The organism is Synechococcus sp. CS-603, from assembly GCF_977929215.1.
Window position 1 is genome coordinate 2,423,696 of record NZ_OZ376778.1, and the last position, 25,246, is coordinate 2,448,941.

At 65.2% G+C, this 25,246-nt stretch carries 27 protein-coding genes and 1 tRNA gene; 17 read left to right on the forward strand and 11 right to left on the reverse strand.

Annotated features, from left to right (window positions below):
* Nucleotides 1–346: 346 nt before the first annotated feature.
* The 3 genes from ACXMDM_RS12810 to ACXMDM_RS12820 all read right to left on the reverse strand — a co-directional run bounded on the left by ACXMDM_RS12810 (nt 347) and on the right by ACXMDM_RS12820 (nt 1,570).
* Nucleotides 347–790: a nuclear transport factor 2 family protein gene (locus ACXMDM_RS12810; protein ID WP_071799881.1), complete on the reverse strand. Its 444-nt coding sequence runs from the start codon at nt 788–790 to the stop codon at nt 347–349.
* A gap of 91 nt (nt 791–881) precedes the next feature.
* Nucleotides 882–1,118 carry a chlorophyll a/b-binding protein gene (locus tag ACXMDM_RS12815; protein ID WP_071801867.1) on the reverse strand — a complete coding sequence of 79 codons (237 nt, stop codon included), beginning with the start codon at nt 1,116–1,118 and terminating at the stop codon, nt 882–884.
* A 308-nt stretch (nt 1,119–1,426) separates the two neighbouring features.
* A complete protein-coding gene (locus tag ACXMDM_RS12820; RefSeq protein WP_071801868.1) occupies nt 1,427–1,570 on the reverse strand; it encodes a CAB/ELIP/HLIP family chlorophyll-binding protein in 144 nt (47 codons plus the stop codon).
* A gap of 175 nt (nt 1,571–1,745) precedes the next feature.
* On the opposite strand from ACXMDM_RS12820, the gene ACXMDM_RS12825 reads away from it, so the two are divergent.
* From ACXMDM_RS12825 to ACXMDM_RS12835, 3 genes are all read left to right on the forward strand, one after another.
* On the forward strand, nt 1,746–2,381 hold the full coding sequence (locus tag ACXMDM_RS12825; protein ID WP_071799882.1) for a YbaY family lipoprotein: 636 nt from the start codon (nt 1,746–1,748) through the stop codon (nt 2,379–2,381).
* A gap of 66 nt (nt 2,382–2,447) precedes the next feature.
* Nucleotides 2,448–3,401, forward strand: coding sequence for an IS1595 family transposase (locus tag ACXMDM_RS12830; RefSeq protein ID WP_071799713.1), 954 nt, complete (start codon nt 2,448–2,450; stop codon nt 3,399–3,401).
* On the forward strand, nt 3,391–4,248 hold the full coding sequence (locus tag ACXMDM_RS12835; RefSeq protein WP_071799883.1) for an META domain-containing protein: 858 nt from the start codon (nt 3,391–3,393) through the stop codon (nt 4,246–4,248). Before ACXMDM_RS12830 ends, ACXMDM_RS12835 begins: the two co-directional genes overlap by 11 nt.
* A 154-nt stretch (nt 4,249–4,402) precedes the next feature.
* Here ACXMDM_RS12835 and ACXMDM_RS12840 read toward each other — a convergent pair.
* Nucleotides 4,403–4,474: transfer RNA gene (locus ACXMDM_RS12840), tRNA-Lys, on the reverse strand.
* A 132-nt stretch (nt 4,475–4,606) separates the two neighbouring features.
* Between ACXMDM_RS12840 and ACXMDM_RS12845 the strand changes: the two genes are divergently transcribed.
* The 7 genes from ACXMDM_RS12845 (at nt 4,607) to ACXMDM_RS12875 (ending at nt 10,581) form a co-directional block, all read left to right on the forward strand.
* Nucleotides 4,607–5,191 (forward strand): gamma carbonic anhydrase family protein, encoded by a 585-nt coding sequence (locus ACXMDM_RS12845; protein ID WP_071799884.1) that lies wholly within the window; start codon nt 4,607–4,609, stop codon nt 5,189–5,191.
* 78 nt (nt 5,192–5,269) lie between these two features.
* A complete protein-coding gene (locus tag ACXMDM_RS12850) occupies nt 5,270–5,392 on the forward strand; it encodes a photosystem II protein Y (protein ID WP_071801869.1) in 123 nt (40 codons plus the stop codon).
* A complete protein-coding gene (gene trmFO, locus ACXMDM_RS12855) occupies nt 5,392–6,825 on the forward strand; it encodes an FADH(2)-oxidizing methylenetetrahydrofolate--tRNA-(uracil(54)-C(5))-methyltransferase TrmFO (protein WP_083544343.1) in 1,434 nt (477 codons plus the stop codon). Before ACXMDM_RS12850 ends, trmFO begins: the two co-directional genes overlap by 1 nt.
* An 82-nt stretch (nt 6,826–6,907) precedes the next feature.
* Nucleotides 6,908–8,038, forward strand: a complete 1,131-nt coding sequence (locus tag ACXMDM_RS12860; protein WP_071799886.1) for a linear amide C-N hydrolase — start codon at nt 6,908–6,910, stop codon at nt 8,036–8,038.
* Between the two features lie 118 nt (nt 8,039–8,156).
* Nucleotides 8,157–9,677 (forward strand): carotenoid isomerase, encoded by a 1,521-nt coding sequence (gene crtH, locus ACXMDM_RS12865; protein ID WP_259723213.1) that lies wholly within the window; start codon nt 8,157–8,159, stop codon nt 9,675–9,677.
* Nucleotides 9,678–9,743: 66 nt separating this feature from the next.
* Nucleotides 9,744–10,007 carry a hypothetical protein gene (locus ACXMDM_RS12870; RefSeq protein ID WP_071799888.1) on the forward strand — a complete coding sequence of 88 codons (264 nt, stop codon included), beginning with the start codon at nt 9,744–9,746 and terminating at the stop codon, nt 10,005–10,007.
* The gene (locus ACXMDM_RS12875) at nt 10,000–10,581 is read left to right on the forward strand and encodes a hypothetical protein (RefSeq protein ID WP_071799889.1); all 582 of its coding nucleotides are present in this window, start codon (nt 10,000–10,002) and stop codon (nt 10,579–10,581) included. The genes ACXMDM_RS12870 and ACXMDM_RS12875 overlap by 8 nt, the downstream gene beginning before the upstream one ends.
* 1 nt (nt 10,582) lies before the next feature.
* On the opposite strand, the gene ACXMDM_RS12880 is transcribed toward ACXMDM_RS12875, so the two are convergent.
* Complete coding sequence (locus tag ACXMDM_RS12880) at nt 10,583–11,302, reverse strand: response regulator transcription factor (RefSeq protein ID WP_071801870.1); 720 nt, start codon at nt 11,300–11,302, stop codon at nt 10,583–10,585.
* Between the two features lie 179 nt (nt 11,303–11,481).
* On the opposite strand from ACXMDM_RS12880, the gene ACXMDM_RS12885 reads away from it, so the two are divergent.
* A complete protein-coding gene (locus tag ACXMDM_RS12885) occupies nt 11,482–11,751 on the forward strand; it encodes a DUF6761 family protein (protein WP_071799890.1) in 270 nt (89 codons plus the stop codon).
* Nucleotides 11,752–11,776: 25 nt separating this feature from the next.
* Here the strand turns inward: ACXMDM_RS12885 and grxD are convergent, their stop codons facing one another.
* The 4 genes from grxD to ACXMDM_RS12905 all read right to left on the reverse strand — a co-directional run bounded on the left by grxD (nt 11,777) and on the right by ACXMDM_RS12905 (nt 13,712).
* A complete protein-coding gene (gene grxD, locus ACXMDM_RS12890; RefSeq protein WP_071799891.1) occupies nt 11,777–12,100 on the reverse strand; it encodes a Grx4 family monothiol glutaredoxin in 324 nt (107 codons plus the stop codon).
* Nucleotides 12,101–12,139: 39 nt separating this feature from the next.
* Nucleotides 12,140–12,373: a BolA family protein gene (locus tag ACXMDM_RS12895; RefSeq protein WP_071799892.1), complete on the reverse strand. Its 234-nt coding sequence runs from the start codon at nt 12,371–12,373 to the stop codon at nt 12,140–12,142.
* A 75-nt stretch (nt 12,374–12,448) separates the two neighbouring features.
* Nucleotides 12,449–12,994, reverse strand: coding sequence for a hypothetical protein (locus ACXMDM_RS12900; protein ID WP_120352743.1), 546 nt, complete (start codon nt 12,992–12,994; stop codon nt 12,449–12,451).
* Between the two features lie 28 nt (nt 12,995–13,022).
* Nucleotides 13,023–13,712, reverse strand: a complete 690-nt coding sequence (locus ACXMDM_RS12905; RefSeq protein WP_259723220.1) for a lysophospholipid acyltransferase family protein — start codon at nt 13,710–13,712, stop codon at nt 13,023–13,025.
* 193 nt (nt 13,713–13,905) lie between these two features.
* Between ACXMDM_RS12905 and ACXMDM_RS12910 the strand changes: the two genes are divergently transcribed.
* Together ACXMDM_RS12910 and ACXMDM_RS12915 are read left to right on the forward strand one after the other, a co-directional pair.
* Nucleotides 13,906–14,655 carry a pyridoxine 5'-phosphate synthase gene (locus ACXMDM_RS12910; protein ID WP_071799893.1) on the forward strand — a complete coding sequence of 250 codons (750 nt, stop codon included), beginning with the start codon at nt 13,906–13,908 and terminating at the stop codon, nt 14,653–14,655.
* Complete coding sequence (locus ACXMDM_RS12915) at nt 14,652–14,987, forward strand: MgPME-cyclase complex family protein (protein ID WP_071799894.1); 336 nt, start codon at nt 14,652–14,654, stop codon at nt 14,985–14,987. Before ACXMDM_RS12910 ends, ACXMDM_RS12915 begins: the two co-directional genes overlap by 4 nt.
* A 16-nt stretch (nt 14,988–15,003) precedes the next feature.
* Here the strand turns inward: ACXMDM_RS12915 and ACXMDM_RS12920 are convergent, their stop codons facing one another.
* Nucleotides 15,004–15,183: a hypothetical protein gene (locus ACXMDM_RS12920; protein WP_145536639.1), complete on the reverse strand. Its 180-nt coding sequence runs from the start codon at nt 15,181–15,183 to the stop codon at nt 15,004–15,006.
* A 115-nt stretch (nt 15,184–15,298) separates the two neighbouring features.
* Nucleotides 15,299–15,628 (reverse strand): hypothetical protein, encoded by a 330-nt coding sequence (locus ACXMDM_RS12925; RefSeq protein WP_071799896.1) that lies wholly within the window; start codon nt 15,626–15,628, stop codon nt 15,299–15,301.
* Between the two features lie 128 nt (nt 15,629–15,756).
* Here ACXMDM_RS12925 and ACXMDM_RS12930 point away from each other — a divergent pair, with 128 nt between their 5' ends.
* The 4 genes from ACXMDM_RS12930 to ACXMDM_RS12945 are packed head-to-tail and all read left to right on the forward strand — an operon-like array spanning nt 15,757 to nt 25,245.
* Nucleotides 15,757–16,449: a metallophosphoesterase gene (locus ACXMDM_RS12930; protein WP_071799897.1), complete on the forward strand. Its 693-nt coding sequence runs from the start codon at nt 15,757–15,759 to the stop codon at nt 16,447–16,449.
* A complete protein-coding gene (locus tag ACXMDM_RS12935) occupies nt 16,443–19,784 on the forward strand; it encodes an exodeoxyribonuclease V subunit gamma (protein ID WP_071799898.1) in 3,342 nt (1,113 codons plus the stop codon). Before ACXMDM_RS12930 ends, ACXMDM_RS12935 begins: the two co-directional genes overlap by 7 nt.
* Complete coding sequence (locus tag ACXMDM_RS12940; RefSeq protein WP_071799899.1) at nt 19,781–23,536, forward strand: UvrD-helicase domain-containing protein; 3,756 nt, start codon at nt 19,781–19,783, stop codon at nt 23,534–23,536. Before ACXMDM_RS12935 ends, ACXMDM_RS12940 begins: the two co-directional genes overlap by 4 nt.
* Nucleotides 23,533–25,245 (forward strand): ATP-dependent DNA helicase, encoded by a 1,713-nt coding sequence (locus ACXMDM_RS12945; RefSeq protein WP_071799900.1) that lies wholly within the window; start codon nt 23,533–23,535, stop codon nt 25,243–25,245. Before ACXMDM_RS12940 ends, ACXMDM_RS12945 begins: the two co-directional genes overlap by 4 nt.
* Nucleotide 25,246: the final 1 nt, after the last annotated feature.

Below are 25,246 nucleotides of genomic sequence, written 5' to 3' on the forward strand. Positions count from 1 at the left end.
TTACGGAAAACCCGAAACCACGTTAGATCATTACGCTCCGGAATTAGCTTGCAAAATGAAGTTTCAGGTTGAAATGACGGAAAGGCAACTGGGCCCAAGGAGCCTGGCTTTTCCGATAAGATGCTCCTACGTACCGATCGTGAATAGAAGTTGCAACGCCGCGAATCCCACTAGACAGGTGGCGGCAAGTAACGAGATGGTCTGTAACACAATCGAATCCTCCTGCCTCTTCTGTCCCCCTAAGGCTGGCTGGTCATTCGCCCCAATGCAAGGCCAGTGCGGAGAACGACAAACACATTCGTAGATGAAGTTGTGTTGCTGATGGTACCAACGCCCTTGGCCGCCCTCAGGACACGAATCGTCGGTAGAGCCAGCGCACAAAACCACCCAGCACAGGCACCGGTGCAAAGGTGGGTCCAACGAAATCGAAGTAGTCGCGATGCTCAACGATTTTTCCGTTGGCACCGATGCAAAGGCTGGTGGTGCCGGGATAAACAAACTCCAACCCCTTGATCTTCAGGCCCATCGTCCACTCCACAAAGGCGGTGTCGCCACTGAGCGCCACTGCAACGGGCTCAAGGAAGACGTCGTCGCAGCGACGCATCAGCCCCTCCTGAGCCTGGATGTAGGCGTCAATGCCTCGTTTCTCCTGGGTTGGATCCTGAAAATAGACCGACTCGTCATAAACGGCTCGCCATTGCTCGGCAGCAGGTCCGGCAACGCCATAGGGCTTGGTGAACAGGGCACGGAGCGACTCTTCAGTGAGCGGCGGCATCGGGACCCGATTCATGGCAGCTCGATGGAGCGGGGGACATTTTGATGGTGACGGACTGAACTTTCAAGGCAGAGCGTCGGATCCGCTAGCCGACGCACCGAAATCCTCAGAAACAGAAAGGCAAGAATTTGGTGTGACAGGCGGCGTAGCCATCGACAAGGGGACCAAGACCAATTTGGTGGACGATGCCCGCTCCGGTAAGTCCTTCCACGACAACACCGATCAAGAGTCCAACCATGGCGGCACGGCCATTAAAGAGTTCAGCTCTTTTGAGTTGGTCCAGATGGATCTGCTCGGTGGAGTAGTCGTTGAAGTTGCGATTGCCGGGATTAGATGTTGTCATCAATTTTAGTTGAGAAAAAAGAATTTGAATTGATCCGACCTGATCGGAGCGGATCTGAACTAGTCAGAGCTGATCTGGCATGAAATGAGCAAAGACCGGAAGAGTCAACCGATCTTTACGAGCAGTCGGACGACTCTCGGGCGACTGGGAGAGTGATTGGAATGGAATCACCCATTGTTTTGACCTTCAGCGAGGGTCACGCGAGAGATCAGTTGGTCGGGAAAAGATGTAGCCCACCATGACGGTGAGGACCACCACAAGGCCGATCATGCTGGCGATGGCTGCGCTGTAATCACCATTCATGCTGATCAACCCAAGCCGATTTGGGTGAGGATGCCTTGTCCAGTGAGCAGTTCGGTGCCGAGGCCGATGACGAAACCAAGCATGGCCAGCCGGCCATTCCAGGTTTCAGCGAAGGCAACAAAACCGAAGCGGGAAGTGGAATCAGCCATGAAGGTTTCGAAATGCTGCAATCACTGTAACAGATCGTAACGAGCTGCGTTGGGCTGGCCTCTGCTGGTGAGTTCCGATCCCCCCTCGATCCCTCTTTCTCCGGTTTACGGCCAACACGGGCGAGAGGGCCCAGGCGGGGGTGCAGGCTGAAATCATCGACACAACGGACTCCCCATGAAAGAACTGACACGTCCCTGGCTGGCTGGAGGAATCCTGGCTGCGGCGGTGCTGCTGCAGGCCCCAGCCCAGGCCGGAACCCTCTCGGGCACGGCGAGCTACCGGGAACGCATCGCCCTACCGCCTGATGCGGTGTTCGAGGCGGTGCTTGAAGACGTGGCCGTAGCCGACGCACCGGCCCGGGTGATCGGCCGTGTGCGCCTGGAGCCGGCGGGACAGTCGCCGTTTCGCTTCTCGATCCCCTACCGCGAAGCCGACCTGACCCCTGGCGGGCGCTATTCAGTACGCGCAAGCGTGCGCCAGGGCGGCCGGCTGCTGTTCACCACCGATACGATCAGCCCAGTGCTCAAGGGCGGCGCCAGCCAACCACTGAGCCTGCAGATGGTGCGGGTGGGTGCGGGCCGTGAGCCCTCGCCGCAGGGTCCCTTGGGCCGCTTGCCGGCCAGCTGGCGGGGGGATCTGCCCGCCGCCAGCGGCAGCAGCCGCTGGCAGCTGGACCTGCTCACCGACAGCAGCTATCAGCTGCGTCAGACCTATCTGGATCGCCCAGCGCCGAACAGCTTCGATGACATCGGCCGCTGGCGTCTTGAGACGCCCAGCAACCGCCTGGTGCTCAAAGGCGGACTTGATTAGGCAGCAAGCTCCGCAGGCAGCCCTTTTGGGACCTAGGCTGGTACGCATATACCAGTCGTCACTGCCATGGCTATGAATCGGATCCAGTTCCAGGCCAGCCTGTCGCTGCCCCAGTTTATTGAGCTCTACGGAACCGAGCAAAAATGTGAAGTTGCCCTGGAACAGGCGCGCTGGCCTGATGGTTTCCGTTGCCCACGTTGTGAGGGCAAGGAGTACGGGCTCATCATTGGCAGGCGCCACAAGCGCTATCAGTGCCGGAGCTGTCGTCATCAAGCCACCCTCACGGCCGGTACCATCTTGGAGGCAACAAAGTTACCTCTGACCACCTGGTTCCTTGCCTTCTACCTCGTCGGCCAAGCCAAGACAGGAATCTCCTCACTAGCTCTGAGGCGTCATCTCGGTGTGAACTACCGAACGGCATGGTTGCTTCAGAACAAGATCATGCAGGCAATGAAAGAACGTGATGGCGCCTATGTCCTCAGAGGAAGGGTGCAGGTGGATGATGCCTACCTTGGCGGAGAACGCTGTGGTGGCAAGCCTGGTCGTGGATCGGAGAACAAGGTGCCGGTCGTGGCAGCCGTCTCTGTCGATGAGGCGGGCCACCCCCGGTATATAAAACTTGCCACCGTGCCCACGTTCTCTTTTGCCGCTATTGCTGATTGGGCCCAAGATTCACTGGCGATAGGCTGTGAAGTGATCTCCGATGGGCTGGCTTGCTTTCGCGCCGTTGCAGAAGTCGGTTGCTTCCATCATCCTGTGGTCGTAAAGGGTCGTCATCCCAATGAATTACCAGAATTCCGTTGGATTAACACGGTGCTCAGCAACTTGAAAACCAGCTTCAGCGGCAGCTTCCATGCCCTTCGCTTCGAAAAGTACGCTGATCGCTACTTGGGCGCCTTCAGCTACCGCTTCAATCGGCGGTTCAATCTGGCGGCAATGACCGAGCGTGTGGTTCATGCCATCTGCAGCTGTCAAGCACGGCCGGAACGACTCCTGAGGTGTGCGGAGTTTGCTACCTAATCGAGAAGGCGGAAGGGAAGCGCCCGTTTTTCTGCAGGCTCTGGAGGGCGGCGGCGCCCTGGCCAAACTCGATCTCAAGGGCGAGCCGATTCGCTCGCGCCTGAACGATCGTCTACAGCGCTTGCCGGCACCCGAGCTGCTGGAGCCGCGCCTGCACCTGATGGGGATGTTCCGCTATCTGGCTGATGCGGCCAACATCCGGCTCTGCGCCACCGGCACCCGCCTACCGGTGGTCAAGGAGGGCGACTTCATTCAGTTGGAGAAGGCCTACCTGGGGGCCCTTCCGGCTGGAGCGGCCGGAGAGCCGCTGTTGGTGAACCTGGAGGGGCTGATCGCCCAGCGTCCCTCAGCTGAGCCGGGCCGGGGGCCGGAGCGCACCTTGGTGGTGGAGCGTTTTGTGGGGGTGCATCCCGGCAAGGGCTGCCCACCGGTTATGGCTGCCTCAAGCGGTTCTTCAAAATCGGCTGTCGCTCCTACGCCCAAGCCCTCCCTGCGCGGCACCCTCTGGCGGCTGCAGGCCCTGCAGGGCGAAGACGGACCCAAGCTGATTGCCCCGCCAGGCCAGCCGGTGGAGCTGCAGCTCGATGCCGAATCGGGGCGAGTCAGCGGCAGCGGCGGTTGCAACCGCCTGATCGGCGGCTTCCAGCTCAGCGGTGAACTGCTCAGCTTCTCCAAACTGGCTGGCACCAAAATGGCCTGCCCGCCCCCCGTGATGGACTTTGAGCGCCGCTACAACACGGCCCTCGGGCAGGTGCGCCGCTGGAGCCTCGACAAGCAGAACCTGCTGCTGCAGAACGAGCAAGGGCGCACGCTGCTGCTGTTCAAGCCCGCCCCATCAGAGCGATGACAACAGCGATCACAGCGTCGTCCACGGTGCCTGTGACGACTGATGGTGCGATTCGTGAGTTCAGGGCAGCGTTTCGTTCACTATCGGGTTGAGGGGCCCCTGCGAAAGCCTGCTGAAGCTGTCACGACAGCCCAGGCTCCCAGCTCAACAAAAATGGGTCGCCTGAGATTCGAACTCAGGACCAATCGGTTAAAAGCCGAGTGCTCTACCGCTGAGCTAGCGACCCGCCCGGATGGGCAGCCCTGACGGGCACCAACGGAACGTATCACGTGGACGGGGGGGAGTTGAAGCCCTTGCGATCGCCACCTTCAACAGCAGGCACCAACAATGGAAGCGCCCACACCTTTGCCCGTCGTCTGTGGCCGTCGAGTCTGCGCCGAACCAGGCTGACGCCGCCTGGCTCAGCCCCCGCCTGGATCCGGCCGCCTGGGTGCACCCCAGTGCCGTGGTGGAAGGGGATGTTCACCTGGCGGCCGGTGCCAGTCTCTGGCCGCTGGCCGTGGCCCGGGGCGATCTTTGCTCGATCGTGGTGGGGGAGAACAGCAATGTGCAGGACGGAGCGGTGCTTCATGGCGATCCGGGCCAGCCGGTGCTGATCGGCCGTGAAGTCACGGTGGGGCATCGGGCGGTGGTGCATGGGGCCGTTCTTGGCGATGGCTGCCTGATCGGCATCGGCGCCGTGGTGCTCAACGGCGTGACCGTGGGGGAAGGAGCCCTGGTGGCAGCTGGCGCCGTGGTCACAAAGCATGTGCCGGCCCGCACGCTGGTGGCGGGAGTGCCCGCCCAGCCCCGGCGCGAACTGAGCCTTGAAGAGGTTGCTGCCCAGCGGCAGCACGCCTTGCGGTATCGCGATCTGGCCGCCAGGCACGCCCGCCGTGGCGCCAACAACCCTGGCGGCCTAACAGGCGAACGGTCACGGGGCTCTGCGCCTGCCGATTGCTGAGATTTGGATCAACCCGACCCACTCGCCCGAGGCCACGCCCCCTGATCCCTAGGATCACAGCACGCTGACATGCAACTGATGGACGCTCGGCTCCTGCTGGTAACCGCTCCGATCCTGCTGGCCGTTGGCTGGGCGGTGTTCAACATCGGTCGGGCTGCGGTCGGTCAGCTGCAACTGATGCTCAAGCGCTCGCGCGCCTGATGGTGTTGGTCATCGGCGCCGGCCTGGCCGGTACCGAGGCGGCCTGGCAGATCGCCCGGGCTGGGGTGCCGGTCCGGCTGTTGGAGATGCGCCCGCAGCTGCGCTCACCGGCCCACCACAGCGCTGAGTTCGCCGAGCTGGTCTGCAGCAACAGTTTTGGGGCCCTCTCCCCAGACCGGGCCGCCGGCTTGCTTCAGGAGGAATTGCGCCGGCTCGGATCCACCGTGATCGGCACCGCCGATCGCCATGCGGTGCCAGCCGGCGGAGCGCTGGCCGTTGATCGTGGCCGCTTCAGCGCTGCCCTCACAGCGGCGTTGGAGCGCAATCCGTTGATCACCGTGGAGCGCGGCGAGCAGCGCGCACTGCCTGATGCCAACGAAATCTGCGTTCTGGCCACCGGTCCGCTCACCAGCGATGCTCTCGCCGAGCAGGTGCGGCTGTTCACCGGCCGGGACGACTGCCATTTCTTTGATGCCGCCAGCCCGATCGTGGAAGGGGAGGGTCTGGATCTCTCGGTGGCCTTCCGCGGTTCGCGCTACGACAAGGGCGATGCCGACTACATCAACTGCCCGATGGACCGTGGGCAATATGAGGCCTTCCGCGACGCCCTGCTGGCAGCGGAGCAGGCCGAGCTCAAGGATTTCGAAACAGAGAGCGCCACCTTTTTCGAAGGCTGCCTGCCGATCGAGGAGCTGGCCCGCCGCGGCGACGACACCATGCGCTACGGGCCGCTCAAACCGATCGGCCTCTGGGATCCGCGCTGGGGTGATCTCTTCGATCGCGAGGTGCGCCGGACCCGGCGGGCCTACGCGGTGGTGCAGCTGCGCCAGGAAGATCGCGACGGCCGGCTCTGGAATCTGGTGGGCTTCCAGACCAACTTGAAGTGGGCGGAGCAGAAGCGGGTCTTCCGGCTGATTCCTGGCCTGGAGAACGCCACGTTTGTGCGCTTCGGCGTGATGCACCGCAACACCTTCCTGGAGGCCCCCCAACTGCTGGAGCCCAGCTTGCAGTTCCGGCGGCGGCCCACCCTGCTGGCCGCAGGTCAGATCACCGGCACCGAGGGCTACGCCGCAGCGGTGGCGGGCGGCTGGCTGGCTGGCACCAACGCAGCACGACTGGCCCAGGGCCAGGAGCCGCTGCAACTGCCGCCCACCACCATGATCGGCGCCCTGATCCACTTCATCACCACAGCTCCGAGTGGCAAGTTTCAGCCGATGCCGCCCAACTTCGGTCTGATGCCGGAGTTGCCACAACGCATCCGTGACAAGCGCTCCCGCTACGGGGCCTACCGCGATCGCTCCTTGAAGGATCTGGAGCCCTTTGCAAACAGCACCGAGTCGGAACTGGACCCATCGGCATCAGAGGCAAGTGTCACTGGGCTTCAACAGGCCACGGCACTCCAAGCCGCCTCGGCGGCCCAGCTGATCAGTTGAAGCGAAGCAGGCGCTGAAATCGGATGAACCGGGTGAAATCACTCTTCTAGGAATATGATTGCCTCACCCACACCATCTCGCCATGCTCAAGTCGCGATTCGGCAACGCCGTCGCCATCACCTGCGGTGCTCTGCTGACCCTGAATCCGGGAACTCTGGCGCAGGCCTGCACAGGTGGGGCCCTGACTGCCGCCGATGGGGGCGTGGCTGTGGGACGCACCCTGGAATTCGGCAAACCGCTCGATTCCCAGATCGCCATCTGGCCAGCGGGAAGCCAGTTCACGGGATCGAGCAACCGTGGAAAGGGCCTGAGCTACACCTCCCGCTACGGATTCATGGGAGCCACAGCGGCTCAGTACACCGACATGATCCTCGATGGCCTCAATGAAAAGGGCCTCAATGTCGGTCTGTTCTATTTCCCCGGCTACGCCCAATACACCCCCGATGCCAAGGCAAGGCAAGAGCGCACCCTGGCCCCGGCCCAGTTGGGCGCCTGGCTTCTGGCCAATTTCGCCACGGTGGAAGAGGTCAGGGCCGGCCTCAAGAACGTGGATGTCACGGCCCAGGTGATCAGCCTGCTGGGTGAGGTGCCCCAGGTGCATTTCAAGGTGCAGGATGCCAGCGGCAAGAGCATCGTGATTGAGCCCCGCGATGGCCAGCTCCTGGTGCATGACAACCCCACCCGGGTTCTCACCAATTCCCCCACCTTCCCCTGGCAACTCACCAACCTCACCAATTTCATGAAGGCCAGCAGTGCCTACCCACCGCCAATCACAGTTGGTGCCCCTGGCGCAGGTGAGCTCAAGCTGGTGCCCTTCGGGATGGGAAGTGGCGGCTTTGGCTTACCCGGCGATTTCAGCCCGCCTTCCCGCTTCGTGCGCATGGTGTTCTTTACCCAAAACGCCGTGACCACCCCCACCACAAAGGCGGCGGTGGCCAACCTCTTCCACATTCTCAACAACTTCGACATCCCGATCGGTGTCGCCCGGCCGCCTTCCGGCACGGCGGAAGTGAGTCCAGACTTCACCACCTGGACGAGTGTTTCCAACCTCAAAGACCTCACCTTCAACTGGAAAACCTTCGGAGATCAGCGCGTAAAAACCATTGATCTGCGCCAGGCCCTCGCCGCCGCCAACGGCCAGTTGAAACTGCTGCCAATGGGCTCCCAGCAACCTGATGCCGTCAGTCCCACGCTCAACGTGCTGGTGAACTGAGCGCGGCAGCCGCCAAGCGGCCCGGTTCTGAAGGATTCGGCCCGGCACCCACTGAACGGCTTGGCTCGGCCTGGCTTGCCTCAGTCCTAGGGTCGCTTTTATTGGCTTCAGCACAGCGGTGGACCGTCCCGAGTACGACGCGATTGTGATCGGCTCCGGCATCGGTGGGCTGGTCACCGCCACCCAGCTGGCGGTCAAGGGTGCCCGGGTGCTGGTGTTGGAGCGCTATCTCATCCCGGGCGGCAGCGGCGGCAGTTTCGAGCGCGAGGGCTACACCTTTGACGTGGGCGCGTCGATGATCTTCGGCTTCGGCGAGAAAGGTCACACCAACCTGCTCACCCGCGCCCTGGCCGCTGTCGGCGAACACCAGGAGACAATCCCCGACCGCTCCCAGCTCGAATACCACCTGCCCGATGGCCTCACCGTGGCGGTGGACCGCGACTACGACACGTTCATCGAGCGGCTATCCGCTCTCTTCCCCCATGAAGCCAGCGGCATCCGCCGCTTCTACGACACCTGCTGGAGCGTGTTTCGCTGTCTCGATGCGATGCCGCTGCTGTCGCTCGAAGACCCGGCCTACCTGGCCAAGGTGTTCCTTCAGCACCCCCTGGCCTGCCTGGGCCTGGCCCGTTGGCTGCCGGTCAATGTGGGCACTGTGGCCCGCCGGCACATCCAGGATCCGGCGCTGCTGAAGTTCATCGACATGGAGTGCTTCTGCTGGTCGGTGATGCCGGCGGATCTGACGCCGATGATCAACGCCGGCATGGTGTTCTCCGATCGCCACGCCGGCGGAATCAACTATCCGAAGGGAGGGGTGGGCAGCATCGCTGTCAAGCTCGCACGTGGCCTGGAGCGCCATGGCGGCGAGATCCGTTACAAGTCCAGGGTTAGGCGGGTGCTGCTGGAGCAAGGCCAGGCCGTGGGCGTCGAGCTGGCCGGGGGAGAAACGATCAGGGCCAAGCGGGTCATCTCCAACGCCACCCGCTGGGACACCTTCGGCTCCCTGGTTGAACCGGAGCAGATCCCAGCGCGTGAACACGTCTGGCGCAAGCGTTACAAGGCCTCGCCTGCCTTCCTGTCGCTGCATCTGGGGGTGGATGCCGGGGTGATCCCCGTTGACAGCCACTGTCACCACCTGCTGCTGGAATCGTGGGCCGAAATGGACGCCGAGCAGGGAACGGCGTTCGTTTCGATTCCCACCCTGCTCGATCCAGATCTGGCGCCAAGCGGCCATCACATCGTCCATGCCTTCACGCCCTCAGCCATGGAGTCCTGGAAGGGTCTGTCCCCAACGGCCTATCAGGAGGCCAAGCAGCGGGCCGCCGATCAGCTGATTACCAGACTCGAAGCGATCTTTCCCGGGCTTGGAGCGGCCATCAGCGTCAGGGAAGTGGGCACACCCCGCAGCCATCGCCGCTTCTTGGGCCGCCATCAGGGCAGCTACGGGCCGATTCCGGCACTGCGCCTGCCAGGCCTGCTGCCGATGCCGTTCAACCGCACAGGGATCCCGAACCTCTACAGCGTCGGAGATTCCTGCTTTCCCGGCCAGGGCTTGAACGCCGTGGCCTTCAGCGGCTTCGCCTGTGGCCACCGCGTCGGCGCCGATCTGGGCCTCAACCCCTGGGCCCTACCCGAGTAATTGCGCCAGATACACCACAGAAGCAAGAGAGCCTTTGTAAGATTGATGCAATTCGCAACAAATCCAATGGCTGCTGTCGCTCCCACCCCCGAAGAGCTTGCTCGCTACCTGGAGCAACAGGGTGCCATCAGCAAGCCTTGGCTGCTGCTGCAGCTCAGGCTCAGCAAGCTCAAGGAAGAGAAAGAGATGACAGGGATGGGCGGCGACGAATACCTACGTCGCATTCAAGACGCCCATCAAGACCTGATGCGGATCGGTACCTTCTGGAAAGGCCGTGAAGCCGAAACATTTGGAACCAGGGGAGGTTCGGTCCATCAAGGAGATGGTTGAGGCAGCGTCTGCTTGCGTCTCTTCTGCTTCGCTCCCGCAGCGCTACCCGATCGCGCCCCTGATCCGCCTCACGCTGATCACGCTCTATCTGGCCTTGGTGTTGCCCCTGCCACTCCTGGCTCCAGCGCCATTGCAGGCTTGGCTGCTCGCCGCTCTCCCCCTCGGTTTGGCCTTGGTTCTGGCGTTGCTGAGCGAAGAAGTCTGCCTGGACAGCGATGGCATCCGCGTCAGCCACCCACGTTGGTGCAGCTGGTTTTTACGTCGCGGCTGGCAGCTGGCATGGCCTGAGATCAGGGCGCTCGTCCCGGTCAGCACCAGTCAGAACGGAACGGTTTATTACGTCATGGCCAACGACCGGATGTCCTTTCTGCTGCCCCAGAGGGTGGCGCGATTCGAAGATTTCTTGATGCGCTTCGAAGTTGCGACCGGCCTCAAAACCACCACAATCCAACGTCTCACTCCCCCCTGGACCTACTGGACCCTCGCTGCCCTGAGTGGGCTGCTGCTCGGCGGCGAGCTGCTCACCTTCGCTTGGGCACCAGACCGGGTGATTCAGCTGGCGGGAGTCGGCTGAATCAACTGGCGTTGGCAACCTGACGCAATGAAGGGCTGTCGTTGACTGGGCTGTTGGCGTCCGGCAAGGTTTCGAGGCTGAAGCGATAGCCCTGTTGGCGCACCGTTTCAATTCCTCCTCCTTCACCAAGCCCGGCCAGTTCCAGCTTGCGCCGCAGGGTGAGCACCTGGGTATCGACGGAGCGTGGGCCCCCACTGAACGGTGGCCAGGCCATGCGCAGAAGTTCTTGGCGGCTGCGCACCATCCCCGGCGGCATCAACAGAGCGCAGAGCAGGGCGAACTCGCGGGGGCTGAGTTCAACGGGCTGGTCACGCAGCATCACCTGGCGCAACAGCAGATGGACCTCCAGGGGGCCAACGCAGACCCTCTCCTGCAGACCACTGCCACTTCGCCGCAACAGGCTTCGGCAACGGGCCGCCAGTTCTTCCAAGCCGAATGGCTTGCGTAAGACGTCGTCGGCACCGGCATCCAGCATCGCCACCACCGGATCGGCACCGGTTCGTGCCGTCAGCACCATCACCGGGCAGCGCAGATGGGCGGCCAGGCTGAGGGCTGAACTCTCCTCGAGCAACTCGGCACTGACCAACAGATCTGGAATCTGATCCTCACAAAGCTGAAGCGCTTCAGCAGGCGAGGCCACGGCAGCCGCCAGATAGCCGTCCTGACGCAGGCGCTGAGCCAGCACGGTGCGCAGGGTGGGATGGGGCTCCACAACAAGGATGCGCTTGAGGGCTGAAGCACCCTGACGTCGCTCAAGCCCGGCTGGGCCGGCGGCCGACGCACTGTGTTCAGGATTCTGGCTCGGCCTTGGCTCCACACGACATCCATGGGGAGCACTCAAGCTACTCGCTATTAAGCTGGTTACCGAGCTAACCGGTGCTTCGACTCCCGCCCCCTGCCATGACCGCGCTCCAGAATCCCGAAGCCATCAGGCATTTTCAGTCGCTTTGCGATGCCTGCCAGGGCTTGGTGAGCCGGTATCACAGCCCTTCGGAGCTGCGGCTCTATGCCGATGGCTACCTGCATGCCCTACGCCGAACCTCGGTACTTGACGCCCAGTCCCAGCGACGTCTGGAAGAACTGATCGATCGTTGGATTCTCGATCCCTCCTCTTTCATCGGCCCGGAAGGGGGCCTGAACGCCCTCTACGAGTCGGGAAGGGCCTATTAGGACCTAGCGAAGCGGAAGCGGCTGCTTAAGAAGCCAGGGCCACGGCGAAGGTTTCGCGCAGTTCACCGGAGTTGTACATCTCAATGAAGATGTCTGATCCACCCATGAACTCGCCATTGAGGTAGACCTGCGGAATCGTCGGCCAATCGGAGAACTCCTTGATGCCCTGGCGGATCTCAGGATCAGAGAGAACGTCGAAGCTTTCGAACGGCACGCTCAGAGCATTGAGGATCTGAACAACGTTGTTGGAGAAGCCGCATTGGGGCATCAGCTTCGTGCCCTTCATGAAGACAACGACAGTGCTGCTGCCAACCAAAGTCTTGATCCGTTGCTCGACGGCGCTATCCATGGTGGTCTGATGTGGGTGATAAGGGGATTGGAGGTGTACTCAGGCTGGAGGAGCCGTCTGAAGGGCCAGGGCATGGATGGCTTCGCTGGCCAGTTCGCTGCGAAGCGCCCCATAGACCAACTGGTGTTGCTTGATCCGGGAGAGGCCGGTAAACGCTGATGACACCACCTTCACTTGAAGATGGTCACCACCGCCGGTGAGGTCGTCGACTTCCACCTGGGCATCCGGAAGGCTGCCACAGATCGCCAACCTGACCTGATCCGGAAGGACCATTGCGATCTCCTGTCTGCTTTGAGCTGGAATCTAGAAGCTCCGCCGCCAATTCTGGCTGGCGGGCGGGCGGGAGTTTCAGTTGGCTGGTGTCGTTCCAGGGGCTGGCGTACCAGCGGTGTAGGGAGTGGTCGTGAAACCAAGCTCCACCAAAGCCTGGTAAGCCCTGCGACCTTCCTCGCGGGCCGGCGTCATCACCCTGACCACCTCGACCAGCAGGGGGACAGCCACTTCCGGCTCGTTCTGGCGCCGCAGCAGGGCCGCCAGGCGCAGGTTGGACTGGGCCAGGAGCTCCAGGGCTTCGCGACCTTTCTGGTCCATCTCCCTGGGGATCCTCGCGTCGAGGCCACGGAAGGCCCCGCTCAAGTCGCGGTAGAGACCCAGCAGGCGCAGGCTGACATCCCTGGCCAGGTCGTAGTCCTTGCGGGCTGCGGCGAGATCACCGCGGCTGACGGCGGCATCACCGCGGGCCAGCAAGGCATTGATCGAAGCCAGGTTGAAACTGATGCCTGTGCCTTCCAGAACCTTGGGGGGCTCGTTCTGGGCCAGAACCCCCGGCGCTGGGAAGAGGGGAAGGATGGCGGCAGCCAGGGCTAGGCCAAGGGCGGCAAGGGGCCGGCGCACGTTGGATCTGCATACATTCGGGGCGACTCTAAGGGGACAGGAACGGACCCCCCACCGCCTCGCGGGCCGCTTCCTCGGCTGATTGCATCGCCTCAGCCAGCTTTTCATTGAGGGCCTTCACCGCTGATCGCCCCTGGCCATTGACATGGAGCACGGAGCCAAAACACAGGGCCGCACGGCTGCGCCGCTCGGGTCTGACCTGGCTGTAGCCAAGCCCCACAGGCACAACCTGAACCACCACACCCTGGCTGGCAGCCAGCACCGCCAGCCTGGCCAGGCCCTGATGGAGCCGGATCGGTCCGTCCTGGCGCCGGATCTGACCTTCCGGAAACACCACCAGCTGCTGACCTGCCGCCAGCAGATCCACCGCGTAGCGCAATGTGGTGGTTCCAGGCTTGCCCTGGTCAACGGGGAAGCAGCCCAGCCGTTGCAGAAACCAGCCCTGGATCCCCTGCATTTCAGTGCGGGTCACCATGAAACGGCAATCACGCCCACTGACGCGGCGGCCAGCGGCCCTGGGAATCAACAAGGCATCCCAGCGAGCCCGGTGGGTGGGGGCGAGCAGCACCGCCCCCTGATGGGGCAGGTGATGGGCTCCGATCACCTCGATGGAGCGGAACTGGAAGGGCAGGGCCAGATCCTGGGTGCAAGCCATGGCCAGGGGAGCCCAGGCCGGGCTGATACCCGAGCAGAGCCGACGCTCACGGCGCAGCAGGATGCGGTCAGCTGAGGGCGAAGCGACCGGGGCCGCCGCTGCATCGAGGACCTCCTCCCGCGGATTCACTGCTATCTGCGCTTGCCTAACGCTTAAAAAGCTAGGGGGCCGAGCCCTGCAGCGATCATGCGCTCGGGCAGTTGCCGCAGCGGTCCGGGGTCGATCCATAGGATCCATTCAGTCATTGATCCCTGCCATGGCCAGCCTTGGCGTGAATATCGATCACATCGCCAATGTGCGCCAGGCCCGTAGGGCTCAAGAACCCGATCCAGTCACTCTGGCGCTGCTGGCAGAACTGGGCGGAGCCGATGGGATCACCGTTCACCTGCGCGAGGACCGCCGCCACATCCAGCTCAGGGACCTGGAACTGCTGCGCTCCACCGTGCGCAGCCGCCTCAACCTTGAAATGGCCGCCACAGCCGAGATGGAGGCCATCGCCCTGAGCATCCGCCCCGACATGGTCACCCTGGTGCCCGAGAAACGGGAGGAGGTGACCACCGAAGGGGGGCTCGATGTGGCCGCCCAGCTCCAACCACTGACCGCCCTGGTGCAACGCCTGCAGGCGGCCGCCATCCCCGTGAGCCTGTTCATCGATCCAGAGCCCGCCCAGCTGGAGGCCAGCCGGGGCTGCGCAGCCCGTTGGGTGGAGCTGCATACCGGTGCCTACGCCGATGCGGCCTGGGCCCAGCAACCCCTGCAACTCGCTCGCCTGCACGAGGCCACGTCATTAGCGGGCCAGCTCGGGCTGCGGGTGAATGCCGGTCACGGCCTCACATACCAGAACGTGGAGCCGATCGCCGCCATCGAGGGAATCGAGGAATTGAACATCGGCCACACGATCGTGGCTCGCGCCCTGGCCGTAGGCCTGCAAGAAGCGGTGAAACAGATGAAGGCGCTGGTCCAGAATCCGCGCCGTGTCCCCCTGTTCGGCGGCCTCTGCCCATGAGTGACCCTTCTGCTTGCACCTATTTCTTTGTGGCCGCCAGCGCCGCCTTCCTCACGGTCGAGGAACCGCTGGAAGAAGTGCTGCGCGAGCGGGTCCGTCACTACGCGGAACTGAACAAACCGATCGACTTCTGGCTGATTCGCTCGCCTGCCTTTCTGGCCGCCAGCGAACTTCAGGCCCTGGCGAGCTCCGTGCCATCCCCAAGCGCGGCAGTGGTTTCAACCGATCCCAAATTCATCAACTTCCTGAAATTGCGGCTTGAATTCGTGGCCAAAGGCAGTTTTGTGGCTCCCAGCGCATCCATACCCGATCCCCTGGCCACCTCCAACTAGCCAGCTGAATGACGAGCTAGGCGGCCTGCTGCTGCTTCTCCACCATCCAACCGGCCAGAACTTTTTGCTGGCAGGCATCCAGGGCCTGATCGCTCAAGAGGCGTTCGCGAAGGCGCTCGAGATCTTCGGGGTGGAGTTCACCATTGGGCTGCCAATGGAGATTGGTGGCGATCAAAGTGTTGACTTGCTGACGCATCTCCAACACATCGTGGCAGATCCCAGGGCGGCTCGAGACTCCAGATCCCCTGGAATTCCTGAAGAGATTCATGAAATCCGGTGGCTGCGCCGTCACTTTCTTCAGCGCAAGCCCCTCAGAACAAGCCCAGAAAGCGGCGGCGGCCTTCAGCTTCTGACTCCTTCTTCTGGTCTCGGCCGTCCTGCTGATGGCGGGGCCGTTGATCACCGATCGTCAACAGCGCTTCCTTGTTCTTCCACCAGACCCAGTCACGGATCGGCGGGGTGGCGAGCAGGTCGGCCCGGCTCAAGCGCAGGCCGAGCTTGGCGGAAGCCTCAAGCAGCACCTCCACCATGGCCTCCCCGTCGGCACAGGCGGCCAGGGCTTCATTGGTGCGTTTTGCGCCATTCAGCGCCTTGACCAGCAACTGGACCTTCTGGGAGACGGGCAGGGAAGCAGGATCCATCGGCCCGCAACGAAGGGGATTGAAACGTAGTACCAGCGCCGAACAGAGGCTGAGACGCTCTGGGCAGACAGAAGGGCGATCGAAGGGCGAGAATGAACGAGCGCGACACCAGCTAACGCGCATTTTTGATGGCGTTCCCGACGCAAAGGCTTCATCACTGGGTGATCGGGGATGTGCATGGATGCGCCCGCTCGCTGCAAGCCCTGATTGCCAGGCTCCCGATCCAGGACCGGATCATTCTTTGTGGTGATCTGATCAATCGCGGCCCCGAGATCGAGCGGTCGATGCAGCTGGGCTGGAATCTGGTCTGCAGCGGCAGGGCCGTCTGGCTGCGCGGCAACCATGAGCAGCGGCTGCTCTGCGCCCTGGAGCGCGGTGGAGGCCTGGCCAATTCCGAGCTGGCCGGATCCGACACCTTCCGCCAACTGGGAAACCGGCAGTGTGCGCTCTGGAGCAGCCGACTGACCAGCTTGCCCCGTGCCTACTGGGGCGACGGCTGGGTGGCGACCCACGCGGGCTTTGACCCGCTCACCTGGGCGCCTGATCTGGGCATTCGCTCCCGCTTCTGGGAGGCCTACGACGGCAGGTACGGAACAGTGATCATCGGCCACACGCCCCAACAGGAGGTGAAACGGCTCCAAAACGCCATCGTCATGGTCGACACCGGCGCCTGTTACGGCGGCCGGCTCACCGCCTATTGCCCTGAAACCGGCGCCAGCTTGAGCGTGCCCGGCAGCGAACAGGTCGAACGCAACGAACTGGCCGCTTTCGATCCCAACGCCGACCGGCGTGGGCGGCTTCTGACCTCAGGCCGTTGCTGACGGTCTTCCGCAGCAACCGGGCCGAATTCCTTGCCAGCGTGCTGGCCCAGCAACTGCTTCTCGATCCGCCTGGCCCCTGGGAGACGGTGCAGGTGGTAGTCAACACCTGGCCCACCAGTCGCTGGCTGGGCGAACAGCTGGCCGTCGAACTGGGCGGCATCGCCGCCAACCTGCGCTTTCCCTTTCCCGGCAGCCACCTCCGCCAGATCGTCAACCATCTGCTGGGCGACGATCCCGGCGGGGCCGATCCCTGGCGTGCCACCAACCTGGTCTGGCCACTGCTGGAGCTCCTGCCCGAACTGGTGGCAAGCGACAGCGCCGCCCTGCTGGCCCGCTGGCTCGAAGGGCGATCGGACCGGCAGGCCCTCGACGGGCCGCTCTGGCAACTGGGTCGGGCGATTGCCGATTCCTTCGACGACCTCAGCCTCTATCGCCCGGACCTCGAATCGGCCTGGCTGCAGGGCCTTGACCATGGCGACCGCGGCGGTGCCCTGCCGCCCCTGCAGGGCTGGCAGCCCCTGCTCTTCCGCCGCCTCCATGACCGCCTCGGGGTGAAGCCATTTGGGCTGCGGGTGATCGAGGCCATCGAACGGCTGGGCCAAGGCACCGCCCACACCGACGGACTGGTCGGCCCCCTGCGCCTGTTCGGCCTCAGCAGCAGCGCCCCGCTTCAGGTGCAACTGCTGCAAGCCCTCGCCGGCACCCTGCCGGTGGATCTCTACCTGCTCACGCCCTGCCGCGACCTATGGCAACGCTGCCGGAACCGGCGCCGCGAACTCAGTGATGCGATCGCCTTGGCGGAGCCCTTCGCGCTCGACTGGGTGGAGCAGGCCCCCGGCCTGGAGGCCCGCTTCGGCCGGCTCGGCGGCGAGTTCCAACAGCTCCTTGAGGGAACCGGCGAAGCCCAGCTGGGCCGCTCCAGCGAGCGCGATCTGTTTTTTCTGCCGGCGACGGCAGCGAGCGAGCAGGCCCGCCGTCCCGATCTGCTGGAGCAACTCCAGGAGCAAATGGTTGACACGGAGCCACACCAGCCCCTGAAGCTGGAGCCAGGAGATCAGTCGCTGGAGTTCCATCCCTGCCCGGGCCGGCTGCGCCAGGTGCAGATCGTGCGCGACAGGCTGCTGCAACTGATGGCGACTGACGCCAGCCTCGAACCACGCCACATCCTGGTGATGACGCCGGATGTGGATCGACTGGCCCCGTTGCTCGCCGCCGTCTTCGGCGACGCCGAAGCCACCGGCGTGCTGCTGCCCTGGCGGCTGACCGACCGCAGCCAACAGAGTGAGGCCGGCATCGCCGCAGCCCTGCTGCAACTGCTGAAGCTCGGAGGTGAACGCCTCACCGCCTCGGCCTTCCAGGCTCTGCTGGAGAGCGCCCCGCTGCAGGAGCACTTCCAGCTTGATGCCGCCGAAGCCGCTGAGCTCAATGGGGTTCTGCAGGCCTGTGGCTTCCGCTGGGGTCTGGCGGCGGGCCAGCGCAGCGGCGATGCCAGCCACAGCCTGGCCTGGGCGATCGACAGGCTCCTGCTTGGCCTGGTGCTACCCGATCGGCCCGGTGTGGCCGCCGGGGGCTGTGCGCCGCATCAGCTGGGCGGTGCGATCGAGCGGATCGGCCGCTGGATCCATCTGCTCACCAGCCTGCAGCAGGTGCTCACCGAACTGGACACGGCCCGCAGCAGCGGCGCCTGGGCGGAGCGTTTGCCCCTCCTGCTCAGCCGTCTGTTCGGCGATGGCGGCGAGCGGGGCTGGGAGCTGCAGCTGATCCGCGAAGCAATCGCTGAGTGGACGTTGTGCGCCGGCAGCTGCACGCTGCAGCTCACCGCCCCGGTGGTGGCGGCCGTGCTGGAAGAGCGGCTCTCCGCCGACAGCGGCCGCTTCGGCCACCGCAGCGGGGCCTTGACGGTGAGTGCTCTTGAGCCGATGCGCGCCATCCCCTACCGGGTGATCGCCCTGATCGGCCTTGATGCCGGCAGCTTCCCGCGCCTACGCCAGCGCCCCGGCTTTCACCTGATGGAGAAGCAGCGGCGGCTCGGTGATCCCAGCACGGCCGATCAGGACCGCTACGTGCTGATGGAGGCCCTGCTCTCGGCCCGGGACAACCTGCTGCTGTTCTGGAACTGCCGCGATGAACACAGTGGAGAGCAGCTGCCGCCTGCGGCACCGATTCGCCAATGGCTGGAGCTGCTGCGCAGCGAACTCGGCGAGCAAGCAGCGGCGGATCTGGTGATCGCCCACCGGGCCAATCCCCTCGATCGCCAGAACTTCCTGCCCAGCCACGGACGGGCTCCGGCCAGCTGTGATCGGCGTCTGCTCCGGGCGCTCGAACGGCTGGAGCAGCCCGAGGGGCGCCGGGCTGGAAGCGGGCCGCGGCTGACTCCGGCGGCCCCACTCGCCTGTCGCGGTGGCCAGAGCGAGGCGCCACCGAACCGGTCACTCCCCGCGGCCGAGACCTACCAGGCCCTGCGCGACTGGCTGGTGGCTCCCCAGGGGGAGTGGCTCAAGCAGCTCGGCCTGCGGCCGCGGGAATGGGTGGAGCCGATCGAGGATCTGGAGGATCTTGAACTCAGCGAGCGGCAGCGGGCCACTTTGTTGCGGCAGGCCTTGACCGAAGCCGGTTCGCCCATGCCAGCCGATCCACCTGACTGGAGCGAGCTCACCGCCGGGCGCGGCCTGCTGCCGCCCCACGCCGGCGCCGAACTGGAGCGGCAAGTCCTCGATCAGCGCTGGACTTCCCTGGGGGAGCTGCTCGCCAGCTTTGGAGAAGCCCGCCTCGAAACCCACCACTGGCCTGGCCTGAGCAGCGATCGGGAGGACGCCATGGAAGCAACCGTGTGCTGGCACGGCCAGCGTTTGGTTCTGCTCCAGACCAAACAGGCCCGTGCCGGCCACAGGCTGGAGCTGACACTGCAGTGGCTGCTGGCCATCGCCGCTGGCGCCCCTGGAGCGGAGGCCGTGCTCATCGCCCGCGATCAGAACAGCTTCAAGGAGCAGGAGCGGTTGCGGGCCCCGAGCCCTGCCGACGCCAGCGCACACCTCCAGCAATGGCTGGAGTGGCAGCGACAGCACCGGCCGTGCTGCTGGCCGGTGCCGCCCAGCAGCGGCTGGGCCTATGCCGCCGCGGAGTGGAAGAAACCCGGCAGCGGAGCCGCCAAGGCACGCACGGAATGGGAGGGCAGCGATTTCGGCGGCCACGCCGAGCGGGAGGAGGAGGTCATGGCCCTCTGCTTCGGATCCAGCACCCCGTTTGATGAGCTGCAGGAGGGAAGGTTTGGTCCCTTCACAGACCTGACCACGGCGCTGCACACTCCCCTGCTTGAGCTGGGGAGCAGGCCATGACAACCGAAGTGGCCCAGGCCAGCAACGATCGGGGCCATCAGGATCCAGGCTCCGACTTCCAGCCCAACCAGCTGCCCCTTGGGACCGGTGTCGTGCTGCTGGAGGCCAGCGCCGGCACCGGCAAGACCTTCGCCCTGGCCCACCTGGTGCTGCGGCTGGTGGCGGAGCGGGGTTTGCCCCTGCGCGAACTGCTGGTGGTCACCTTCACCGAGGTGGCCGCCGCCGAGCTCAAGGACAGGATCGGGCGGCGCCTGGAGCAGGCCCTACGCGGCCTGGAGCCAGCTGCGGCGAGCCAGCGCCCCAGCGGCGATGGCGTACTCGGCGAATGGCTGGACCAGCGGGCAGGGACGGGCCCGGGGTCTGAGCAGGCAACCAAACAACTGCGGGCCCGCCTGCTACTCGCCCTTGAAGACCTCGATGCCGCTGACATCACCACCATCCATGGCTTCTGCCACCGCACCCTGCGCCGCCACGCCCTGGAGGCCGGCCTGGGACCGGAGTTGGAGCTCGAATCCGATGCCAACCGACTGATCGAGCAGACCTGCCACGACTACTGGCAGCAACAGGTTCTGCCGTTGCCGGCCCATTGGCTGGAGGGTCTCAAGCGCCAGGGCCTGGGCCTGAACCAGCTGCGGCAGCGGCTCAGCAAACTGGAAGACAATCCAGCCCTGGCCCTGCCCGCCCTGCCGCCAGGCTTCGTGGCCGATCAGCCGTTGGGCGATCAGCTCACGGCCTACTGGAGCGAGCTATGGCCCCGGTTCTGCGAACAGTGGCAGCAACGGGGCGAGCTCCTTTACGCCGCCTTGAAAGAGGCCCCCGTCCACTGGATTTCGCTGGGAGCCCGAAGCGATAAGACCTACCCGGCCAAGCCCAGGAACGACCGTCACCAAGCGGTTTCGGCCTGGCTGAAGGCCCAGGCGACAGCTGGGAGCCACGCCCAGGGCGGGGACACCTATGCCGCGCTGGTGGCAGGCGACAACCCCCTCAAGACCTATTTCCACCCGGGGCCGTTCACCAAGGCAGCGAGCCCCTGGGAAGGCCCTGAGGTGTCCCTGCCAGAGCGGCCCCTGATGGAGGCGGTGGCGGCCCTGGTGGATGGACCTGCCGAGGCCGCCCAGCTGCACTTCGCCCACTGGGCTGTGCGCGAACTGCGCCAGCGGCGCCAGCGCAGCGGCCGGATGGGGTTCGGGGATCTGCTCACCGCCCTCGATCCCGGCCCCGAAGGCCAGGAGCACGGCGAACTGATCGCCGCGATCGGGGGGCGCTACCAGGTGGGGCTGATCGACGAATTCCAGGACACCGATCCACTGCAGTGGCGCATCCTGCGCCAGGCCTTCAGCTGCCCGGACCGTCACCTGCTGGTGATGGTGGGAGATCCGAAGCAGGCGATCTACGGCTTCCGCGGCGGAGATCTGGGCACCTACCAGGCCGTGCGCCACTCCACCGAGAGGGTGGTCGCCCTGCGCCAGAACTTTCGCTCCTCAACGGCTTTGGTGGAGAGCCTCAACCGGCTGATGGAGCCCGGCCTGGTGCGCTCCGGCCTGCGCGTGCCGGCGGTGGTGGCCCAGCGCAGCGGCGGCCTCCAGCTGACCCTGCCCCCAGGCAACTCCCCCCTGCAACTGCTCTGGCTGGGGGAGGGATCGCGCAGCGAGCTGGAGCGGGGGCTGCCCGAGCAGATCGGGAGGCTTGTTCTGGAATTACTGGAACGGGGCATCGAGGTGCGCGAGGGCGACCAGCGGCGCGGCCTGCTGCCGGAGGACATCTGCCTGCTGGTGAGCCGCCACACCCAGGCCGAATTGCTGCGCCAGGCCCTCGAGCAACGGGGCATCGCCAGCCGGCTGGTGAGCAAGGCCGATCTGTTCCAGAGCGAAGGAGCAGCGGTGCTGCAACGGTTGCTTGATGTCCTTGCCGAACCGGGCAGCGAACGGCGGCGGCGCTTGCTGGCCGCCTCGCCCCTGCTGGGCTGGAGCGCCGAAACGATCGCCCAGGCACCGGCCAGCGCCTGGGAGTCGCTGGCGGAGCGGCTGGTCCGGTTGAGCGCCATCGCCACCAACCGCGGCCTGCTGGCGGCCCTCGGGGAACTGATCAGTCCCGAGGTCATGGCCGGAATCGTGCTCAGCGGCAGGCTCCTCGCCGACCTGCAGCAGGGCGCCGAGCTGGTCCAAGAACGCATGCACCAGGAGCGCCTGAGCGCCGCCGCTACCGCCGACTGGCTGCGGCGACGGCGGCACCATCCACCCCTGAGCCCACCGCAGAACCACCAACCCAACAGCGCCGCAGTCCAGTCGGCCGTGGCCATCGTGACCATGCACCGCAGCAAGGGCCTGGAGTTTCCTGTGGTGATCTGCCCGTATCTCTGGCAGGCCCCGACCAGCGGCAGCAGCCGCAGCAACAACAACGCCTGGCCCCATCGCAATCCCCACTGGGGCCCGGGGCTCGCCGCCCAGACTGCCGCCGATCAGGCCAGGCGTGAGGAAGCCGAACGGCTGGCCTACGTGGCCGCCACCCGGGCGATGGAGCTGCTGATCCTGGGCTACGGACCCGCCAAAGACCAGCAGTCCAACCCGCTGGAGCCCTGGCTCGTCGATCAGCGGGCCTGTGGCCGCAAGGGGCTGGACTCCCTGCAGCAGATCGCCTTGCCAACGGAGGCGCACAAGAGACAGCGCTGGCAGCCTCCGGCCCAGATTGGGAGTCCCGCCACTGGCCCGATCCCCGAGCGCCCCCTCGCCAGCGGCTGGGGTCGCAGCAGCTATTCCAGCTGGACCCACGGCGCCTCCTCGGCCCAGGGGGCCGCCGCTGGCCTCATCCCCCCCAACCTGGAGGAGGGCCGTGACACCGATGCGATCACCAGCGCAGAAAGCCAGGCAGGGGAGGAATCGGCCCTGGCCGATGAGCAACAACCCTCGCCGGCCGATGGCTGGTCTGCGCTGGGGCCCCTCGCCTTCTTCCCTCGCGGAGCCTCGGCCGGCGATTGCCTGCACCGCATTCTCGAGCGGGTGGATCACCAGCTCCCGGCCGCCGATCCAGGCAACAACCAGCAGGTGGAGCTTGAGCTACAGCGAGCCGGCATCGGGGCTGAGCACCACGAAGCTGTTCTGAGCTTTCTCGATCAGCTGCGTCTCACTCCGGTGGGCGGTGCCCTCGGCGATTTCCAGCTCTCCGGGCTGCCGGTGAGCCGGCGGCTCAATGAAATGAACTTCGACCTCCCCCTGGCCGGTGGGCCAGGGCAACTGGTCCGGGCCGCCGGCCTGGCCCGGGTGTTCCGGGATCACCCCTGCCGTGGCGGCGAGGGCTACGGCGATCAACTGGCGAGCCTGGAGGTGGCCAGCCGCGGCTTCCTCACCGGATCGATGGATCTGATCTTCACCGCCCCCGATCCCAGCGGCCAGGAACGCTGGTGGGTGGCCGACTGGAAGAGCAACTGGCTCGGCGTGCGCGATGGGGCCGGCCAACCCCTGGCCTGCGGGCCGCAGCACTATGGCCAGGCCGCCATGGAGGGGCTGATGGTCGCCAACCACTACCTGCTGCAAGGCCATCTCTACCTGGTGGCCCTGGATCGCTACCTGCGCTGGCGGCAGCCTGGTTACCAGGCCGAGCAACACCTCGGTGGCTACCTCTACGTGTTTCTGCGGGGGGTGCCCGGCCCCCAGGCCGCGATGGTGGCTCAGTCGATCCCAGGAATGCTGGTTGAAACGGTTGATCTGGCCAGGCTCGCAGCACTCGACACCCTGCTGCGCGAAGGGCAGCCATGACCAGCTCTTCCCATTCTCCAGCTCCATCACCCCAGTCCCGTCCCTGGCTGGGGCCGTTGGCAGACGCCTTGGCCGAGGCGCTGCCCCGGCTCTACGGCGTCCAGCCCGATCCGCTTGTGCGCGAGCTGATCGTCGCCCTGACGGGCGCCCTGGAACGGGGGGAACTGGAGCTGTCTCTGCAGGGACCGCCGCCGGAGGGGGTGACAGCCGCCGCCTGGCCCCAGGGCCACAGCGACGCCCTGGAGCGATCTGGACTGGCCCAGGAATGCAACGCCGCCACCGGAGCGCTGCCGCCACTGCTGCGCACCGGCCAGGGGGTGGGCTGGCGCCTGTGGCAACAGCAGCTGCAGACCCTGCTGGCCGAGCTGGAGCAACGGGCCCAGGCCGGGCTGGCGGAACCGATTGCGGACGACGCGCAACAGGAAGCCGTGGAGGCAGCCGTCCGCCGCGGTGGCCTAGATCAGCAGCAGCGACAGGCCGTGCAGGGGCTGCTGAAGCATCGCTTCGTCCTGCTTGGCGGCGGTCCGGGCACGGGAAAAACCGCCACGGTGGTGCAGATGCTGGCCGCGGTTCTCAGCCTCAGGCCCCAGCTGCGCGTTCACTTATCTGCCCCAACAGGAAAAGCGGCGGCACGGCTCAAACAGGCGATCGACAGCCGCTCCGCCTCTTTGCCAGAGACGTTGGCGGGCCAGCTGGCTGGCCTTCCCTGCACCACCCTGCATCGCTTGCTGGAGAGCCAGGGGGAACGCTTCGGCCGCCATCGCCAGCACCCTTTGGCCTTGGATCTGGTGGTAGTGGATGAGGTGTCGATGCTGGATCTGACCCTGGCCAGCGCCCTGCTCGAAGCCCTGCCGGAGCAAGCCCAGCTGCTGCTGGTGGGAGATCCAGACCAGCTCCGGCCAGTCGGACCAGGGGCCATCCTCTGCGCATTAGATCAGCCGGAGCAACGCCGTGGGCTTGGCGAGGCCGCCATCACACTCACCACCACCTACCGCAATCAGGGTGCGATCGCCGCCGTTGCCAATCGGCTGCGCCAAGGGGATCGCCAGGCCGTGCTCGATCAACTCGAGCAGCTGGGAGCCAACGACAACATCTCCTGGCTGCGCTGCGCGCCCCCCAGGCTGCCGGCTGAACTCAAGGTGCGCATGCGAGCGCAGCGGGAGGAGCTGGGCCAACGCGCCAGGGCTTTCAGCCCAGAAAGCCCTGGCAGCGCTGCAGCAGGAACGGCCCTGCTGCTGCAGTTGGAGGCCTTCGTGGTGCTCTCGCCCCTGCGGCGAGGCCCCTGGGGTACAGAAGAACTCAATCGGCTGCTGCTCGAAGACCAGGGCGGGCGAGGTGCCGCCTCCTGGCCAATCGGCACGCCGGTTCTTTGCACCCGCAACCAGCCCGGCGAGGATCTGGCCAATGGCGATGTCGGCGTGGTCGTGGCAACAGCCACAGGCCGAGCAGTGCTGTTCCCAGGGCTGGGCGGCAACAATCAACAAGACCTGCGGCTGGTTCACCCGGCCCTGCTGGAGGGGGCGGAAGCCGCCTTCGCCCTGACCATCCACAAGGCCCAGGGCAGCGAATATGCCGCTGTGGGCCTTGTGGTGCCCCGCTCAGAGGTCGGGGAGTGGCGTGGCCTTTACACCGGATTGACCCGGGCCAGGCAGGAGGTTGTCTTGGTCACCCCCCAGGATCCAGGCTGGCTGCCTGAACTCCTGGCTTAGA

What these genes read in the sequence shown, in the direction of transcription:
- ACXMDM_RS12810 (WP_071799881.1), bottom strand. Translation starts at nt 790, where the DNA reads ATGAATCGGGTCCCGATGCCGCCGCTCACTGAAGAGTCGCTCCGTGCC.
- ACXMDM_RS12815 (WP_071801867.1), bottom strand. Translation starts at nt 1,118, where the DNA reads ATGACAACATCTAATCCCGGCAATCGCAACTTCAACGACTACTCCACC.
- ACXMDM_RS12820 (WP_071801868.1), bottom strand. Translation starts at nt 1,570, where the DNA reads ATGGCTGATTCCACTTCCCGCTTCGGTTTTGTTGCCTTCGCTGAAACC.
- ACXMDM_RS12825 (WP_071799882.1), top strand. Translation starts at nt 1,746, where the DNA reads ATGAAAGAACTGACACGTCCCTGGCTGGCTGGAGGAATCCTGGCTGCG.
- ACXMDM_RS12830 (WP_071799713.1), top strand. Translation starts at nt 2,448, where the DNA reads ATGGCTATGAATCGGATCCAGTTCCAGGCCAGCCTGTCGCTGCCCCAG.
- ACXMDM_RS12850 (WP_071801869.1), top strand. Translation starts at nt 5,270, where the DNA reads ATGGACGCTCGGCTCCTGCTGGTAACCGCTCCGATCCTGCTGGCCGTT.
- trmFO (WP_083544343.1), top strand. Translation starts at nt 5,392, where the DNA reads ATGGTGTTGGTCATCGGCGCCGGCCTGGCCGGTACCGAGGCGGCCTGG.
- ACXMDM_RS12860 (WP_071799886.1), top strand. Translation starts at nt 6,908, where the DNA reads ATGCTCAAGTCGCGATTCGGCAACGCCGTCGCCATCACCTGCGGTGCT.
- ACXMDM_RS12870 (WP_071799888.1), top strand. Translation starts at nt 9,744, where the DNA reads ATGGCTGCTGTCGCTCCCACCCCCGAAGAGCTTGCTCGCTACCTGGAG.
- ACXMDM_RS12875 (WP_071799889.1), top strand. Translation starts at nt 10,000, where the DNA reads ATGGTTGAGGCAGCGTCTGCTTGCGTCTCTTCTGCTTCGCTCCCGCAG.
- ACXMDM_RS12885 (WP_071799890.1), top strand. Translation starts at nt 11,482, where the DNA reads ATGACCGCGCTCCAGAATCCCGAAGCCATCAGGCATTTTCAGTCGCTT.
- grxD (WP_071799891.1), bottom strand. Translation starts at nt 12,100, where the DNA reads ATGGATAGCGCCGTCGAGCAACGGATCAAGACTTTGGTTGGCAGCAGC.
- ACXMDM_RS12895 (WP_071799892.1), bottom strand. Translation starts at nt 12,373, where the DNA reads ATGGTCCTTCCGGATCAGGTCAGGTTGGCGATCTGTGGCAGCCTTCCG.
- ACXMDM_RS12910 (WP_071799893.1), top strand. Translation starts at nt 13,906, where the DNA reads ATGGCCAGCCTTGGCGTGAATATCGATCACATCGCCAATGTGCGCCAG.
- ACXMDM_RS12915 (WP_071799894.1), top strand. Translation starts at nt 14,652, where the DNA reads ATGAGTGACCCTTCTGCTTGCACCTATTTCTTTGTGGCCGCCAGCGCC.
- ACXMDM_RS12920 (WP_145536639.1), bottom strand. Translation starts at nt 15,183, where the DNA reads ATGCGTCAGCAAGTCAACACTTTGATCGCCACCAATCTCCATTGGCAG.
- ACXMDM_RS12925 (WP_071799896.1), bottom strand. Translation starts at nt 15,628, where the DNA reads ATGGATCCTGCTTCCCTGCCCGTCTCCCAGAAGGTCCAGTTGCTGGTC.
- ACXMDM_RS12930 (WP_071799897.1), top strand. Translation starts at nt 15,757, where the DNA reads ATGGCGTTCCCGACGCAAAGGCTTCATCACTGGGTGATCGGGGATGTG.
- ACXMDM_RS12940 (WP_071799899.1), top strand. Translation starts at nt 19,781, where the DNA reads ATGACAACCGAAGTGGCCCAGGCCAGCAACGATCGGGGCCATCAGGAT.
- ACXMDM_RS12945 (WP_071799900.1), top strand. Translation starts at nt 23,533, where the DNA reads ATGACCAGCTCTTCCCATTCTCCAGCTCCATCACCCCAGTCCCGTCCC.